This window comes from Micromonospora sp. NPDC049175 (assembly GCF_043197345.1).
Lineage (GTDB): Bacteria > Actinomycetota > Actinomycetes > Mycobacteriales > Micromonosporaceae > Micromonospora.
The window spans coordinates 334,593-350,044 of record NZ_JBICSY010000003.1 but is presented as its reverse complement, the minus strand read 5'-3'; the positions used below and the strand labels follow the sequence as shown (position 1 = coordinate 350,044).

The 15,452-nt window shown below is 72.1% G+C and carries 14 protein-coding genes; 7 read left to right on the top strand and 7 right to left on the bottom strand.

Annotation, left to right across the window (positions count from 1 at the left end; translation table 11 throughout):
* Window positions 1-65: 65 nt before the first annotated feature.
* The 3 genes from ACGFH8_RS15485 (at window position 66) to glgB (ending at window position 5,037) form a co-directional block, all read left to right on the top strand.
* Complete coding sequence (locus tag ACGFH8_RS15485) at window positions 66-644, top strand: TetR/AcrR family transcriptional regulator (protein ID WP_393367436.1); 579 nt, start codon at window positions 66-68, stop codon at window positions 642-644.
* A gap of 227 nt (window positions 645-871) precedes the next feature.
* Entirely contained in the window at window positions 872-2,947 is a 2,076-nt protein-coding gene (locus ACGFH8_RS15480) for a maltotransferase domain-containing protein (RefSeq protein ID WP_393367434.1), read from the top strand.
* The gene (gene glgB, locus ACGFH8_RS15475; protein WP_393367433.1) at window positions 2,935-5,037 is read left to right on the top strand and encodes a 1,4-alpha-glucan branching protein GlgB; all 2,103 of its coding nucleotides are present in this window, start codon (window positions 2,935-2,937) and stop codon (window positions 5,035-5,037) included. The genes ACGFH8_RS15480 and glgB overlap by 13 nt, the downstream gene beginning before the upstream one ends.
* Before the next feature lie 126 nt (window positions 5,038-5,163).
* Here glgB and ACGFH8_RS15470 read toward each other — a convergent pair whose 3' ends face one another.
* From ACGFH8_RS15470 to ACGFH8_RS15450, 5 genes are all read right to left on the bottom strand, one after another.
* Entirely contained in the window at window positions 5,164-5,799 is a 636-nt protein-coding gene (locus tag ACGFH8_RS15470) for a DUF4304 domain-containing protein (RefSeq protein ID WP_393367431.1), read from the bottom strand.
* Window positions 5,800-5,900: 101 nt separating this feature from the next.
* Entirely contained in the window at window positions 5,901-6,560 is a 660-nt protein-coding gene (locus ACGFH8_RS15465) for a DUF6346 domain-containing protein (protein WP_393367429.1), read from the bottom strand.
* 249 nt (window positions 6,561-6,809) lie between these two features.
* Complete coding sequence (locus tag ACGFH8_RS15460; RefSeq protein WP_393367428.1) at window positions 6,810-7,283, bottom strand: hypothetical protein; 474 nt, start codon at window positions 7,281-7,283, stop codon at window positions 6,810-6,812.
* 39 nt (window positions 7,284-7,322) lie between these two features.
* Window positions 7,323-7,706, bottom strand: a complete 384-nt coding sequence (locus ACGFH8_RS15455) for a hypothetical protein (protein WP_393367426.1) — start codon at window positions 7,704-7,706, stop codon at window positions 7,323-7,325.
* Between the two features lie 86 nt (window positions 7,707-7,792).
* Window positions 7,793-8,833: an App1 family protein gene (locus ACGFH8_RS15450; RefSeq protein ID WP_393367424.1), complete on the bottom strand. Its 1,041-nt coding sequence runs from the start codon at window positions 8,831-8,833 to the stop codon at window positions 7,793-7,795.
* Window positions 8,834-8,957: 124 nt separating this feature from the next.
* Here ACGFH8_RS15450 and ACGFH8_RS15445 point away from each other — a divergent pair, with 124 nt between their 5' ends.
* From ACGFH8_RS15445 to ACGFH8_RS15430, 4 genes are all read left to right on the top strand, one after another.
* Complete coding sequence (locus tag ACGFH8_RS15445) at window positions 8,958-10,577, top strand: hypothetical protein (protein WP_393367423.1); 1,620 nt, start codon at window positions 8,958-8,960, stop codon at window positions 10,575-10,577.
* Window positions 10,578-10,628: 51 nt separating this feature from the next.
* Window positions 10,629-11,426 carry a peroxide stress protein YaaA gene (gene yaaA, locus ACGFH8_RS15440; RefSeq protein ID WP_393367422.1) on the top strand — a complete coding sequence of 266 codons (798 nt, stop codon included), beginning with the start codon at window positions 10,629-10,631 and terminating at the stop codon, window positions 11,424-11,426.
* A 107-nt stretch (window positions 11,427-11,533) separates the two neighbouring features.
* A complete protein-coding gene (locus ACGFH8_RS15435; protein WP_393367421.1) occupies window positions 11,534-12,244 on the top strand; it encodes a hypothetical protein in 711 nt (236 codons plus the stop codon).
* 81 nt (window positions 12,245-12,325) lie between these two features.
* Window positions 12,326-13,288: a TAXI family TRAP transporter solute-binding subunit gene (locus tag ACGFH8_RS15430; protein WP_393367420.1), complete on the top strand. Its 963-nt coding sequence runs from the start codon at window positions 12,326-12,328 to the stop codon at window positions 13,286-13,288.
* A 10-nt stretch (window positions 13,289-13,298) separates the two neighbouring features.
* Here ACGFH8_RS15430 and ACGFH8_RS15425 read toward each other — a convergent pair whose 3' ends face one another.
* Together ACGFH8_RS15425 and ACGFH8_RS15420 are read right to left on the bottom strand one after the other, a co-directional pair.
* Window positions 13,299-14,765 carry an ATP-binding protein gene (locus ACGFH8_RS15425; RefSeq protein ID WP_393367419.1) on the bottom strand — a complete coding sequence of 489 codons (1,467 nt, stop codon included), beginning with the start codon at window positions 14,763-14,765 and terminating at the stop codon, window positions 13,299-13,301.
* A 9-nt stretch (window positions 14,766-14,774) separates the two neighbouring features.
* The gene (locus ACGFH8_RS15420; RefSeq protein WP_393367418.1) at window positions 14,775-15,431 is read right to left on the bottom strand and encodes a response regulator transcription factor; all 657 of its coding nucleotides are present in this window, start codon (window positions 15,429-15,431) and stop codon (window positions 14,775-14,777) included.
* Between the last annotated feature and the right edge of the window lie 21 nt (window positions 15,432-15,452).

Here is a 15,452-nt window from a genome sequence, read left to right as displayed (position 1 = left end):
GATTCGGACCGCCGGTCCGCTTCGACTATACGGACCAGCAGTCCGTTTGGCGAGAGGGGTGTCCGGTGCGGGCCGATGCGCTACGCAACAGGGAGTCGGTGCTGGCCGCCGCCGGGCGTCTCTTCGACGCCGCAGCCGACCCCGATCAGGTGTCGATGGACGACATCGCCACCGCAGCCGGCGTCGGCAAGGGCACCCTGTTCCGGCGCTTCGGCGACCGCATCGGGCTTGTCCGCGCCCTCTACGAGCAACGGGGACTGCGGTTGCAGGCCGCGCTCGCGGTGTCAGCCACCCGGCCGGCGGCGGAGCAGGCCGTCGAACTGCTGCGGGCCATGCTGCGCTTCAAGCTCGACAACCGGGTGCTCACGCTGGCGCTGGAGAGCGCCGGGGGCGGCAGTCCGTACCGCAATGAGGCGTACGACTACTGGCACGCCCTGCTCGCCGGCCTCGTCGCGGAGGCCCGCGGCCCGCAGTCGGCGGACTATCTGGCCCACGCCCTGCTCGCCGCCGTCCGCAGCGACCTGGTCGAGCACCTACGCGACTGGCCCGAAGCGCGGTGGCACGAGGGACTGAACGCACTTGTCGACTCCGTACTCGGTCACGACGGCCATCCGGCCTCCCCGCAGGCCCACCGCGCTGACTGACTCCCCCGGGGGCCGGTGACGGGCGTCAGGCGACCCCGCCCGCCTGACTCCGTTCGACCCCTCGCCCGGCCTAGATCCACTCGGGTTGCAGGAAACCGTCGTATCCGGGTCGCCTCGATGCCGCGGTTTCAAGGAACGCGTGTGGATCTTGACGCGCGTTCCCGGCGGAGGGACGGACCGGCGGGCTTGGCCGCGCGCGAACTGATCTCGCGCAGTAGGTTGGCGGGGTGACTGGACGGTTCCCGATCGAAGACGTCTCCCCTGTCGTCTCGTGCGGGCGATACCCGGCCAAGGCGGTGGTCGACGAACCGGTCCCGGTGTCGGCCCGCGCCTACCGGGAGGGGCACGACGCGCTCGGCTGCAACGTGGTCTGGATGGGTCCGGACGGCGTCACCAGGCCGTTCACCCGGATGCGCCCCGGCGAGCCCGGTCAGGACCGGTGGCACGCCACCATCCGACCCGACGCCGTCGGCTCCTGGGCCTTCGCCGTGGAGGCGTTCCAGGATCCGTACCTGACCTGGCAGAACGCGGTGACGAAGAAGATCGCCGCCGGGCAGGGTCCGGAGGACCTGGCCAACGACCTGGCCGAGGGCGCGCGGGTGCTCGCCGCCGCCCGGGACCTCGTCCCGACCGCCGACCGGCCCCGGGTCGCCGACGCGCTCACCGCGCTCGTCGAGACCGACAGGCCGTTGCCGCAGCGGGTCGACCCGGCGCTCGCCCTGGCCGACCTGCTCTGGGAGCACCCGGTGCGGGAGTTCGTCACCTCCGGTGACACGTACTCGATCTGGGTGGACCGCAAGCGGGCCCTCTACTCGGCCTGGTACGAGTTCTTCCCCCGCTCCGAGGGGGCGACGCAGGACCGGTCCGGCACCTTCGCCACCGCCACCGACCGGCTGCCGGGCGTGGCCGCGATGGGCTTCGACGTGCTCTACCTGCCGCCGATCCACCCGATCGGCCGGATCAACCGCAAGGGCCGCAACAACGCGCTCACCGCCGGGCCGACCGACGTGGGCTCGCCGTGGGCGATCGGCGCCGCCGAGGGCGGCCACGACACGATCCACCCCGACCTGGGTACGCCCGCGGACTTCCGGGCCTTCATCGAGGCGGCGGCGGCGCAGGGCCTTGAGGTGGCGATGGACCTGGCGTTGCAGTGCGCGCCGGACCACCCGTGGGTCACCGAGCACCCGGAGTGGTTCACCACACGGGCCGACGGCAGCATCGCGTACGCGGAGAACCCACCGAAGAAGTACCAGGACATCTACCCGGTCAACTTCGACAACGACCCGGAGGGCATCCGGGCCGAGGTGCTGCGGGTGGTGCTGCACTGGGTGGGCGAGGGCATCCGGATCTTCCGGGTGGACAACCCGCACACCAAGCCGTTCGACTTCTGGCACTGGCTGATCGCCGAGGTCAAGAAGATCGACCCGGACGTGCTGTTCCTGGCCGAGGCGTTCACCCGGCCAGCCATCATGCACGGCCTCGGCAAGATCGGCTTCACCCAGTCGTACACCTACTTCACCTGGCGCACGACGGCCGCGCAGATGCGGGAGTACTGCGAGGAGCTGGTCGAGTCGGCCGACCACATGCGGCCGAACTTCTGGCCGAACACCCCCGACATCCTGCACGAGTCGTTGCAGCACGGCGGCCCGCCGATGTTCAAGATCCGGGCGGTGCTGGCCGCGCTGCTCTCCCCGTCCTGGGGCATGTACGCCGGCTTCGAGCTGTTCGAGCACGTGGCCCGGCCGGGGGCGGAGGAATACCTGGACAACGAGAAGTACGAGCTGCGCCCCCGCGACTGGGCGGGCGCCGAGGCGCAGGGCCGCTCGCTGGCACCGTTCCTGACCACCCTCAACCGGGTACGCCGCGACAACCCGGCCCTGCACCAGCTCCGCAACCTGGTCTTCCACGAGATCGACAACCCGGCGTTGCTCTGCTGGTCCAAGCACGACCCGGACACCGGCAACACCGTCATCGTGATCTGCTCGTTCGACCCGCGCATCGTGCAGTGGGGCAACACCACGCTCGACATGCCGGCGCTCGGCTTCGACTGGCACGAGCGGTTCACCGTGCACGACGAGCTGACCGGCACCAGCTACGACTGGGGTCAGCGCAACGCGGTGCGGCTCGATCCGTACCTGCAACCGGCGCACGTGTTGACCGTGCGCCGCCCGACCCCACCCGCCACGCCGGAGCCCACCGGCGTCGTACCGGCGGACCTCACCGTCACCGACGTGCCCACCGAACTGTCCGGCGGTACCGCGCCGACCGCCCCCGCCCCGAAGGACGCCCGATGGACCAGCTGATCTCCGGAGCGACGCACGACCCGCACGCGCTGCTCGGCGCGCACCCCTCCGAGGGCTCGACGACGATCCGCACGCTGCGCCGGGGCGCCGGTGACGTGGTGCTGCTCGTCGGCGACGAGCGGCATCCGATGAAGCGGGTACACGACGTGGGTGTCTTCGAGGCCCAGGTCGACGGCACCGTGCTCGACTACCGGGTGGAGGTCGACGGCACCGCCCACGACGACCCGTACCGCTATCCGCCGACGCTCGGTGAGCTGGACCTGCACCTGATCCGCGAGGGCCGGCACGAGCGGCTGTGGGACGCGCTGGGCGCCCGGGTCTTCGACGAGGGCGTCGCGTTCGGCGTGTGGGCGCCCAACGCCCGCGGCGTGCGGGTGGTCGGCGACTTCACCGGCTGGGCCCCGGACGACGGCTGGCCGATGCGCTCACTCGGCTCCAGCGGCGTGTGGGAGCTGTTCGTCCCCAACGCCCGGGTCGGCGCCCGCTACAAGTACCGGGTGCTGGGCGCCGACGGGCAGTGGCGGGACAAGGCCGACCCGCTGGCCGCGTACGCGGAGGTACCGCCGGCCACCGCCTCGGTGGTGCACCACTCGACGTACCTGTGGAACGACGCGGACTGGCTGGCCCGGCGGGCCGAGCGGCAGCCGCACCAGGAGCCGATGAGCGTCTACGAGGTGCACCTCGGTTCGTGGCGCCCCGGGTTGGGCTACCGCGAGCTGGCCGACCAGCTCACCGCGTACGTCACCGAGTTGGGCTTCACGCACGTGGAGTTCCTGCCGGTGATGGAACACCCGTTCGGCGGTTCCTGGGGCTACCAGGTGACCGGCTACTACGCGCCGACCTCACGCTTCGGTGACCCGGACGACTTCCGGCACCTGGTCGACCGGCTGCACGCCGCCGGCATCGGCGTGATCCTGGACTGGGTGCCCGCGCACTTCCCCAAGGACGAGTGGGCCCTCGCGCGCTTCGACGGCACCCCGCTCTACGAGCACCCCGACCCGCGCCGGGGCGAGCACCCCGACTGGGGCACGTACGTCTTCGACTTCGGCCGCAACGAGGTCCGCAACTTCCTGGTCGCCAACGCGCTCTACTGGTGCGACCAGTTCCACGTCGACGGGCTGCGGGTGGACGCCGTCGCCTCGATGCTCTACCTGGACTACTCCCGGGAGCACGGGCAGTGGGCCCCGAACCAGTACGGCGGTCGGGAGAACCTGGAGGCCATCGCGCTCATGCAGGAGGTGAACGCGACCGTCTACAAGCACCACGCCGGGGTCGTCATGATCGCCGAGGAGTCCACCGCCTGGCCGGGTGTCACCCAGGCCACCGCCGAGGGCGGGCTGGGCTTCGGGTTCAAGTGGAACATGGGCTGGATGCACGACACCCTGCTCTACACCTCGAAGGACCCGATCTACCGCCAGCACCACCACCACCAGCTCACCTTCTCCCTGGCGTACGCCTGGAGCGAGAACTACGTGCTGCCGATCAGCCACGACGAGGTGGTGCACGGCAAGGGCTCACTGGCCGGCAAGATGCCCGGCGACACCTGGCAGCGGCTGGCGAACGTCCGGGCTCTGCTGGCGTACATGTGGGCGCACCCGGGCAAGCAACTGCTCTTCATGGGCTCCGAGCTGGCCGACGACCGGGAGTGGAGCGAGGAGCGCGGCCTGGACTGGTACCTGCTGCACGACCCGGCCCGCGCCGGAGTGCAGCGCCTCGTCGCCGACCTCAACCGGGTCTACCGGGACACCCCGGCGCTCTGGGCACAGGACACCGAACCGGCCGGGTTCCGGTGGATCGCCGGCGACGACGTCGCCAACAACACCGTGTCGTTCGTCCGGATCGCCCCGGACGGCTCGACCCTGGTGTGCGTGGCGAACTTCTCCGCCCAGCCGCTGCACGACTACCGGGTCGGCCTGCCGGCCGGCGGCACGTGGACCGAGGTGCTCAACACCGACGCCCACCACTACGGTGGCTCCGGAGTGGGCAACCTGGGCCAGGTACGCGCCGAGGACGTGCCCTGGCACGGGATGGTCGCCTCGGCGGCCCTCCAGGTCCCGCCGCTGGGCGCCGTCTGGCTCCGCCAGGGCTAACCCGCGCCTCGTCGATCATGGAATTGTGGTGGGTGACAAAGCGCCTACATAGCGCCGAATCAGGCACCACAACTCCATGATCGACATGGTTGTCCGCGATCTTGCTCTTCTACGAATGGTCGGACCTCACCTTTCACCGGCGCCTTGATGCGCGCGCGACGAGGCAAGACGCCGCATAGCCTGGAAGACAGACTCATCCTCGTCCTCATCATCTTGGTCGTCGTCTTCCAGAGGCTGGAGGATTAGCTCCAACTCCTCTGTCCTGCCAGCCTCGGCAAGCAACCAGGCCTTGACCTGCCATGTCGCGTAGCCCAGTCCGAATTCCTGGTCGGCGATGTCCTGCAGGTGACCGCGGTCGAGCAGTCGGACAAGGACAGGAATCTCCCGGTGGAGGACGTGCTCCAATTCATCGACGACGACGGTGAGCGTCGCCTCGGAGTCGATCACCCAACGCTCGTACGTGTCGCCGCGCTGAGGAACGAACCGGGTACTCCAGAGGCAGTCCGTCACATCCGGCATCTCACACCCCCTTGCCATCGCACTCCGACTCCAATCCCATCTGTGATTCATCGTGAATCCGGCATTGATGTAGAAGAGACGCCTCGATCGCGTCGATGCGTCCGATGTCTGCACATCGACGACGACCCAGTCACCAAGCGGCGACCGGAGCCGGAACTGCCGACCAGAGGACGAGAAACCATATGCGGCAAGGATTCGGCCTATTTCCGTGACAACAACGTCGATCGGTGACCGAGATTTCACAGACCCAACTCCCTCGTCAAAAGCTCACCAGCACCGGACCCACAGATGACGCCGTCCTCATGATCACTTGATGCTGAGTAGTTCTGTGGATCTCCTGGCAACTACTCAGCATCACGTGATCGAGCGGCATCCGCTCGTCGAGCCGCGAAGCGACGGCGCTGGCCACGGCGGTTGACCCAGGCGTAGTACCTCGGGACGCCCACCACGGTTCTCAGCAGATAGACCCCGATACCCATGAGCAGCACGAGAACCAGGCCGGTCCGCAGGATGCCCAGCAACGCCAGGGCAAAGGCCCAGATTCGCCACGCCGGACGACCGTACCGGCAGTCGGTGTTGCCCTTGCCGTGGCAGACCTCGCGGAACTCGACCGGCCCGCCCCGGTCGGCGGGGGTGACGGTCGAGTGCCGGACCACGGTCCGCACCTCGCGACCGTCGCGGGTCCGCACCGTCACCGCGCAGTGCCACCAGTAGCCGAACCCGTCGCCGCTCACCGGACCGACCCGGCGGCACTCGTGGACCGTCGCCTCCACCGGCTGCTGGGCAGGGGTGGACTTGAACACTCCCACGCCCGGGTAGAAGCTCGACACGGTGTCCACCGCCAGCGTCGAGGCGACGAGGCCGGCCGCGAGGGCAACCACCGCCGCGAACTGCCTCAGCCGCCCCCAGAACGGCCCGCGCCGCTCGTACGCGGCGGTCTGTTCACCCTGCAGGCGCGCGGTCTCGTCACTGTCGCCTTCGGGCAGCTCGGCCGTACCTGCCACGCCATTCACCGTCACTCCCCACCCCACCCCACCTACCGCCCAGGCCGGTCGGATGGGACCGTAGCCCAGCACGGCAACCCCGGCGGCGGCCAGACCGGGCCGGCGTCGGCCGGCTGGCCGTCGAGCTCTGCGGCCTGCCCGTCGCTGGGGTGCCGTCTGGCTTCGCCAGGCTGAGACGGTCCGCTCAACCGGGGCCTCATGGCTGCTCCGGTTCCCGGAGCCTTCAGAGGACTGTTCAGCGTCAGGTGGTCAAGCCGCAGGCCACGGACGACGGCCTGCGGCACGGGATCGCCGGGCAGCCCTGGCTATCGCCCGGCGGCGACGCCAGAGGGAGATCAGCCCCGGCTCCCTGCGATACGGCGGCGGGACCAGGAAACGTGGCTGGTTGAACCAGATGATTGCCGGCATGGACAGCATGAGAAAGAAGAGCGCGCCAGCTTCCACCCGAATCACCACGGTGGCGAGATCGGACGACACCTCCCCCGACGGGATCAGCATCACCACCATCAGGAGTAGCGTGAGAAACGCGGCCGGAGTGGCGCGCCAGAGCGCGTTCTTGGCGGAACGTGAGATCGGCAAGAACCAGTAACCCCGCATCGTCACCGCCTTCCCGATGCCTCGCCAGCAGCGCCTGACCGCCACGGCGGCGGCAATCAGGAACAGCGCCACGAGCAGTGGCATGAGGATGCCTTCAACCCTGTCCGACATGCCACCAGCGCCCATCCATACGAGTATCGGCCCTTCCCTCGGAATTTGTGACTGTCAGAGTCCTTCGCGAACAGCCTGCCTGATCCGGCGAACTGTCTCGTCCCGATACGGAACAGCGTCGCGCGCCTGCCAGACGAAGCCCGGACCCGTGGGGAGGATGGCGCAGAAGGAGACGGTGTCGCCGTACCGGGAACTGATCGTCAACCGCGCGCCGGACGCGGGTTCGACGGCCGTCACGTCCGGAAGGCTCATCGACCTGGCGCGGACCCAGGCCTCCCCAGGGTTGGGGATTTTCCAGATCCGAGCCGGCGCGAAGAGCAGGCGCCTGGTGGTGAGGACGAGGAGAGCACCGTAGGCGCTGAACACCGTGCCACCAAAGGGAAAGTATCCCCGCTGGGTGAACAGGACCGGTTCGTCGGACGCCAACTGCGGCTGCACGTATCGCACCATCGACCCCCGCTCCGGCCACCCGCGGCGGCCGGCTCGGATGGCACCGTAGCGCAGCGCGGCAACCCCGCCGGCGGTCAGACCAGGCCGGCGTCGCGCAGCAGTTGCCACAGGCCGGCGCCGTCCGGGGCGGACAGCCACTTCTGCCCCACCGGCCCCGACGACGGGCGACCCGCCGGGGCGGGCAGGGTGCCGGCCAGCACGGACTGCGTCGGGGAGAGCCGGCGGATCGCCACCGCGGCGACGTTCTCCGGGTGGGCGGCGGCGAACTCCCGGTAGATCTCCTGGTCGTGCTGGCCGTCGTCGCCGACCAGCAGCCAGCGCACGTCGGGGAACTCGCGGGCCAGCCGGGCCAGGGTGACCCGCTTGTGTTCCATTCCGCTGCGGAACCAGCGGTCGGCGGTCGGCCCCCAGTCGGTGAGCAGCAGCGGCCCCGCCGGGTAGAGGTGCCGGGACAGGAAGCGGGTAAGCGTGGGCGCCACGTTCCACGCGCCCGTGGAGAGGTAGAAGACCGGCGCGCCGGGGTGCGCGGTGACCAGCCGCTCGTAGAGCACCGCCATGCCGGGCACCGCGTTGCGGGCGTGCTCGTCGAGCACGAACGTGTTCCACGCGGCGAGCAGCGGCCGGGGCAGCGCGGTGACCATCACCGTGTCGTCGATGTCGGAGATGATGCCGAACTTGACCTCCGGGTCGAGGATGCGCACCGGCGCGTCGACCGGCTCGGCGTCCGGGACGCTGAGGCGGACCGTGCCCCAGCCGGGTGGCAGATCGGCCTCGACGAGCGTGTCCACGAAGCCGCTGCGGTCGGCCTGCGTCTCGTGCCGTACCCCGCCGGCCTCGATGGTCACGGTGACGTGCTTGTTGGGCAGGGTGGTGAAGCTGCGCCAGCCGCGGACCTTGTCGAGGCGGCCCCGCTGGCGGGTGTCCGGTCGGCCCAGCAACACCCGACACATCACCCGTACCCAGCCCGGGGCGCCGTAACCGGTGTACGCGACGATGTTGACCCGCCAGCCGGTGCGCCGCAGCCGGCGCTGGACGAGTTGGTGTACGGCGTCCTCGATCCGCGCAGCCCGGTGCAGGTTCGGAACGGCCAGTTGACCGGCGGGAGTGGGTGGCACGCGCCAACCCTGCCACACGTCGACGGCAGCGGCCACGCGAGCCGACTCCGGCTGCGCCGAACCTCCCCGGTCCGCCCGCCGTCCGTGAAACACTCCGGTCGGGACGACGACGGGGGCGTTGGTCGTGTCGCATCCAGAGCAGCACGGTGGGCGGTGGCGTCCACGACTCGACCGGCCGGCGCTCGTCGCGCTGCTGTTCGGGCTGGCCGGCGTCGTCTACCGGCTGGTCCTGACGTTGTACACGGTGCCGGTGTCGAACAGCGACGAGGCCACCTTCGGCCTCGCCGCGCTGCACATCGGGCAGGGCCGGGAACGCCCGGTCTTCCTGTACGGCCAGCACTACATGGGGATGTTGGAGTCGTACCTGGCCGCGCCACTGGTGGCGGTGGCCGGGCCGAGCTGGCCGGTGCTGCGGCTGCCGATGCTCGCGCTGTACGCGCTGTTCCTCTACCTGATCCACCGGCTGACCCGCCGACTCTGCGCGCCCTGGTTCGCCACCTTCGTGGTGGGCCTGCTCGCGCTCGGCGGCGAGCGGGTGGTCCGCGACCAGCTCACCGTCGTCGGAGGGCGGCCGGAGGTGAAGCCGGCGGTGCTGCTAATGCTGCTGATCACGGTGGGGTTGGCGGTCGGCACCGTGCGGCGTCGGCGGCTCGCCGTCGCGCTCTTCGGTCTGCTCGTCGGGCTGGCCGCCTGGTCGGACTGGCTGATCCTGCCGTACCTGGCGGTGGCCGGGCTGGCGCTGGTGTGGGCGCTGCGGCGCGACCTTCTCGGCTGGTCCGGTCTGCTGCTGGTGGCGGGCGTCGTGGTCGGGGTCGCGCCGATGGTCCTGGACAACCTGCGCGCCGGGCCGGGTGAGGACTCGCTGACCGTGTTCCGGGAGGTCAGCACCAAGGCGGGGCCGTCGCCGCCGTGGTCCGAGCGGCTCCGGGGCGGCCTGCTGGAGGGGGTGCCGCTGGCGCACGGGCTCTGCCCGGTGGACGGCTGCGGGCGCTGGCAACAGTGGTTCGGGGTGGTGTATCCGCTGCTGCTGGTGGTCGCCGCGGTGCTCGCGGTGCTCGCGTACCGCCGGGCCGCCGCGACCCCGCGCGGAGAGCGGGTCGGGCCGGTCGTGCAGCTCGCGCTTGTCGCGGGCGCCGCGTTGACCCTGGTGTCGTACGTCCGCACTCCGCTCGCCGCGACCAGCCCACTCGACAACGCCCGCTACCTGTCGGTGCTGCAACTGTCGCTGCCGGCGGTGCTCTGGCCGCTCTGGGTGGCGGCGCTGACCGCCTGGCGGGGCACCAGCAGCGTGCTGGGGCGGTTCGCCGGCGCGCTGTCCGCCGCCCTGCTCGTCGCCCTGACCGCGACCACGCTCGTGGTCACCGTGCTCTTCGCGGCCACCGGCACCGCCGCGTCGCGGACCGAGGAGCGCCAGGCCCGGGAGTTGGCCGCCGCGCTGCGCGCCGACGGCCCCCACGAGGTGTACGGGGACTACTGGACCTGCAACCGACTGATCTTCAACACGGACGAGACGGTGGTCTGCGGGGTGCTCGACGGCGACCTGTCCCCCGGGCAGAACCGCTACCGCCCGTACTGGCGGCAGGTCGGGAGGGCCGCCCGGCCGGGCTATGTGGTGGAGGTCGGCTCCCCGATGGATCGGCGGCTGCGCCGACTGCTCGCCGACCGGGCCGACACCACACCGGTACGCGAGGTGGGCGGCTATCGCGTGTACCACCCCGCGACCCCGGTGCGGCCCTGGCGCTGAGGGCGGGTCGTACGCTGGCCGGGCCGCCGTCCCGCCCGTCGAGGAGACCCGATGCTCATCCTGCTGCCGCCCTCGGAGGGCAAGGCCGACGCCGGCACCGGGCGGCGCTGGGCCCCGGACCGGCTCTCGCTGCCCGAGCTGAACCCGGCCCGGGAGCGGGTGCTGGACGCGCTCGTGGCGTTGAGCGCCGGGCCGGACGAGGCGACGGCGCGGGCGGCGCTCGGCCTCAGCGAGGGCCAGCGGGGCGAACTGCGCCGTAACGCCCGGCTGCGGGAGGCGGCCACCGCGCCGGCCGAACGGCTCTACACGGGTGTGCTCTACGAGGCGCTGGAGCTGACCTCGTTGCCGGTCGCGGCGCAGCGGGCGGCCCGCCGGTCGATCCTGATCAGCTCCGGGCTGTGGGGCGCGGTCCGGTTGGCGGACCGGATCCCCCCGTACCGCTGCCCGATCGGCGCCCGCCTGCCGGGCGTCGGGGCGTTGTCGACGTACTGGCGCGGGGAGCTGACGCCGGCGGTGGACGCCGCCGCCGGCCGGGGGCCGGTGCTGGACCTGCGCTCCGGCGCGTACGCGGCCACCTGGACGCCGCGGGGAGAGCTGGCCGAGCGGACCGTCAGCGTGCGGGTGCTGCACGAGCGGGAGGTCGACGGCGTGCCGGTCCGCTCGGTGGTCAGCCACTTCAACAAGGCGACAAAGGGTCGGCTGGTCCGTGACCTGCTCGTCGCCGGCGCCCGACCGCGCACCGCCGCGGAGCTGCTCGGCACGCTGCGGGAGTTGAAGCACACGGTCGAGGAGCAGGCCGCCGCGCCCGGCCGGGTGCGGCAGGTGGACCTGGTGGTCACCGACCTGTAGCGGTGGGAGCAGACGCAAGATTTGCTCAAGGCTGGGCCGGAGGAGTTCCGTAACGGCGAGGCAGGGGCCACGGTAGGGGAACCCAGACTCCGACGAGGGAGCCTTCGTTGACCCGCGAACCCGCCCTGCTCGACCGGCCGCGCTCGCCGACGCCGCCGCCCCCGCTGGACTGGCTGACGCTGAGCGACGCGTTCGAGGCCGCCTGCCTGCTGCGCTGCACGCCGTCGGCGACCGCCGCCCGACCGAGCGCGGCACGCCTGGCGCACGCGCCCGGTGTGGAGTTCAACCGGGAGGACGCCGCCCAACGGGCCCGGCAACTGCTCGCCCGGCTGGACATCCCGGTGACCCACGAGGTGGTCGTCGGCGGTCTGCGCCGCCGCTACGAGCTGCACCGGCTCTGGGTGCCGCAGGAGCACCGGGAGGCGTACACCCGGGTGGTGGACGCGGGCTGGTGGCAGGGGCGGCGCGAGCTGCTCGGCGGGCCGTTGCCCGGTGCCTCGCCGGCGCGCCGGCGGATGGTGGGCCGGCTCGCGGCGGCGGCCTGGCGCTCGGCGCTGCTGGCCGCCGGACGACACGTCCGCCGGCACATCCTCGGCGTGCGGCTCGCCGACCGGGAGTTGGCCGCCGTGCTGATTCGCAGCGCTGCCGTGCTCGACGTGCCGGCCCGGCTGAGTCCCGGCACCGGCTGCTTCCTGGTCAGCGTCGCCGACGGCCCGGACCGGGCCCGGATCCTGAGCAGCGCGGCGTTGGCACCGGCGCGCGGACCGGCGGCGACGCGGGGCGGGGTCGTGGCGCCGGCACGTCGCCCGGCCTGCTGATCGAGGTTCCGGCCACACCCACCCGGCAGCGGTACGGCAGCGGGCTTGCGCGCACCAGTCCGACGGCGCACAGTGCACCGCGTGAGACGTACCTCCTCCCGCCGGCCCGGGCGTCCGCGCGCGGGGACGGCAGCCCTGTTGACGGTGCTGCTGACCGCGGCACTGAGCGCCGCCGGTTGCCAGGACGCCCCCACCGAGCCGGTGCTGATCCGGATCGCCACCGGCAGCCCCACCGCCGTCTACTACGCGTTCGGGCAGTCGCTGGCGGCCATCCTCAACCGGGAGCTGCCCGACGTCGACGCCCGCGTGGTGGTCACCGCCGCCTCCGCGGAGAACGTCCAACTTGTCGAGTCCGGCCGGGCGGAGCTGGGTTTCACCCAGGCTGACGTCCTGCCCACCAGCACCGCGGGAAGCTCCTCGGTCGAGGCGATCGCCCGGGTGTACGACGACCAGCTCCATCTGGTCACCACGGCCGGAGGGCCGGTACGCACGCTCGACGACCTGCGCGGCCGGCGGGTCTCCGTCGGCGCACCCCGGTCGGGCACCGAGATCACCACGACCCGGCTGCTGGAGGTGGCCCGCCTCGGCGGCGACGCGATACGCCGTACGCGGCTCGGGCTGGACGACTCGGTGGAAGCGCTGCGCTCCGGGCGGATCGACGCGTTCTTCTTCTCCGGTGGGCTGCCCGTGTGGGGCATCGAGAACCTGGCCCGGCAGCATGCCACCCGAATCGTGGACCTCAGCGAATGGACCGAGCGGCTGCGCTCGCGCTACGGCCAGGTGTACGTCTCCCGGGACATCCCCCGCTCCGTCTACGGAGTGGACGCGGTGACCACGGTGGCCGACCCGAACTATCTGATCGTCAGCGCCAGCCTGCCGGAGCCGTTGGTCCGGGAGGTGACCCGCCTGCTGATGGACGGGCGGGCCGAGCTGGCCGCCGCACATCCCGCGGCGGGGCGGATGAGCCCCCGCTCGGCGATCGTCACCGCGCCGCTCACGCTGCACCCCGGCGCCGCCGCCTGGTACCGGGAGGACAAACCCTGATGGCGCGGCCCTACCGGGTCAGGGTGGGCCGCCGGTCGGTGGCCAACTCGCCGTCCGCCGGCTCCGTCGACGGCTCCGGGTCCGGCTCGGGCTCGGGCTCCGGCTCCGGCTCGGGCTCGGGAAACCACAGGGCGGCCACCAGCCCGCGCGTCTCCCCCGGGCGCATGGTGAGCCGGCCGTCGGACGCGTCCACAAGCACGGCGGCGATGGTCAGGCCGAGCCCCGCGCCGTCCACGTTCTGCGCGTCCGGCGCCCGCCAGAACCGCTCGGTCGCCTGGCCGAGCTGACTCTCGGTCATCCCCGGTCCGGAGTCGCGCACCTCCAGGACCACCCCGTCGTCGCGGCGGGCCACGGTCACCGTCACCGCCCCGCCGGCACCGCTGAACTTGACCGCGTTGTCGATGAGCGCGTCGAGCGCCTGGTCGACGGCGGTCGGCACGGTCTGCGCGTACGCCGGGGCGTCGGACGTGGCCAGCAGCAACGCGACCGAACGGTGCCGGGCCAGCGGCGCCCAGGCAGCCACCCGGGACGCGGCCACCGCGGCGGCGTCCACGGTGACCCGCTCGTTCTCCTCCCGTTCGGCGCGGGCGAGGGTGAGCAGCGCGTCAAGCACCAGCGCCAACCTGTCGGTCTCCTCCAGGGCCAGCCGGTGCTCGGACCGGCCGTCCGGGTCGGTGAGGCTGGGGCCCAACTCCTCCACCCGCAGCCGCAGCGCGGTGAGCGGGTTGCGCAGTTGGTGGCTGGCGTGCGCGACGAAGGCGCGTTGCCGGTCCATCACGTCGGAGACCACGTCGGCCATGTGGTTGAAGCTGGCCGCGAGGCGCCGTAGCTCCGGGGGGCCCAGCCGGTGCTGCACCCGGGCGCCCCGGTCACCCTCGGCGATCTCGTGGGTGACCGCGTCCAGCTCGGTGACCGGGCGCAGCACCCAACCGGCCAGCCCGAACGCGGTGAGCACGCAGGCCAGCACGGCGAGCAGGCCGGCCAGGGCGAGCAGCGACCACCACACGGCGACCGCCCGGCGGATCGGGTCGGCCGGAGTCACGATCACCACCGCGCCGAGCACCTCACCACCGTCGTTGATCGGCACGGCCACCACCACCGGGCCGGTCGTCCACGGCCAGACCGACTCGGGGGCGCTGGTCTGCTGCCCGGACAGCGCCATGTCCAGCACCGACGCGGTCCCCGGGGTGGGCCGCCACCGCGGCGACGCCACAGGTGTGCTCCGTTCCCGGTCGACGATCGCGGCACCGATCCCGTACAGGTCGTCGTAACTGCTCAGCTCCGACGCGATCGGACCCGGCTCGGCGTCGCGCAGCGCGGGCCCGGCCAGCGAGGCGAACCGGGTCGCGTCGGCGAGCCGGTCGGCCCGGACCCGGTCGGTTTCGCGGCTGGCCATGGTGACCGCCAGCGGGGTCTCCAACGCGATGAGGACGAGCACCATCAACAGCAGGTAACTGATCACCAGTCGACGGCGCACGTCAGCCCCTCACGCGGCGCGCAGCCGGTAGCCGACGCCACGGACGGTCTCCACCAGCCGGGCGTCGCCGAGTTTGCCGCGCAGGGACCCGACGTGCACCTCGACGGTGTGCCGGTCGGCCCAGGTGGTGCCCCAGGCGTCCAGCAGGATGCGGTCGCGGGGCACCGCCACCCCGGGTTGGCGGGCCAGCGAGAGCAGCACGTCGAACTCCTTGCGGGTCAACGTGACGGCGCGGCCGTCGACGGTGACCGTCCGCGCGGCCACGTCGATGTGCACCGACCCGGCCTGGATGAGGTGGCGCTCCGGCGCGGCGTTCGCGGCCCGGCGCAGCACCGCCTCGATCCGGGCCTGCAACTCCACCATCGAGAACGGCTTGACGACGTAGTCGTCCGCGCCGAGACGCAGGCCCAGCACCCGATCGCGTTCCTCACCCCGCGCGGTCACCGCGATGATGCCGAGCTGGCTGCTGCGCCGGCGCAGCTCCCGGCACAGGTCGGTGCCGTCCCCGTCGGGCAGGGTCAGGTCGAGCAGCACCAGGTCGCACGGGGCGGCGGAGAGCGCGGCGGCGACGGTGGCGGCGTGCTCGACCTCGTAGCCCCTGCGGGTGAGCGCGGAGGAGAGGGCGGCGGCCACCCGGCGGTCGTCCTCCACCAGCAGGATCCGCACCCGTGCCCCCGTTTCGTCGCA

Excerpts from the sequence above, each read along its gene's own strand:
- glgB (WP_393367433.1), top strand. The coding sequence starts at position 2,935 with ATGGACCAGCTGATCTCCGGAGCGACGCACGACCCGCACGCGCTGCTC.
- yaaA (WP_393367422.1), top strand. The coding sequence starts at position 10,629 with ATGCTCATCCTGCTGCCGCCCTCGGAGGGCAAGGCCGACGCCGGCACC.
- ACGFH8_RS15460 (WP_393367428.1), bottom strand. The coding sequence starts at position 7,283 with ATGGGCGCTGGTGGCATGTCGGACAGGGTTGAAGGCATCCTCATGCCA.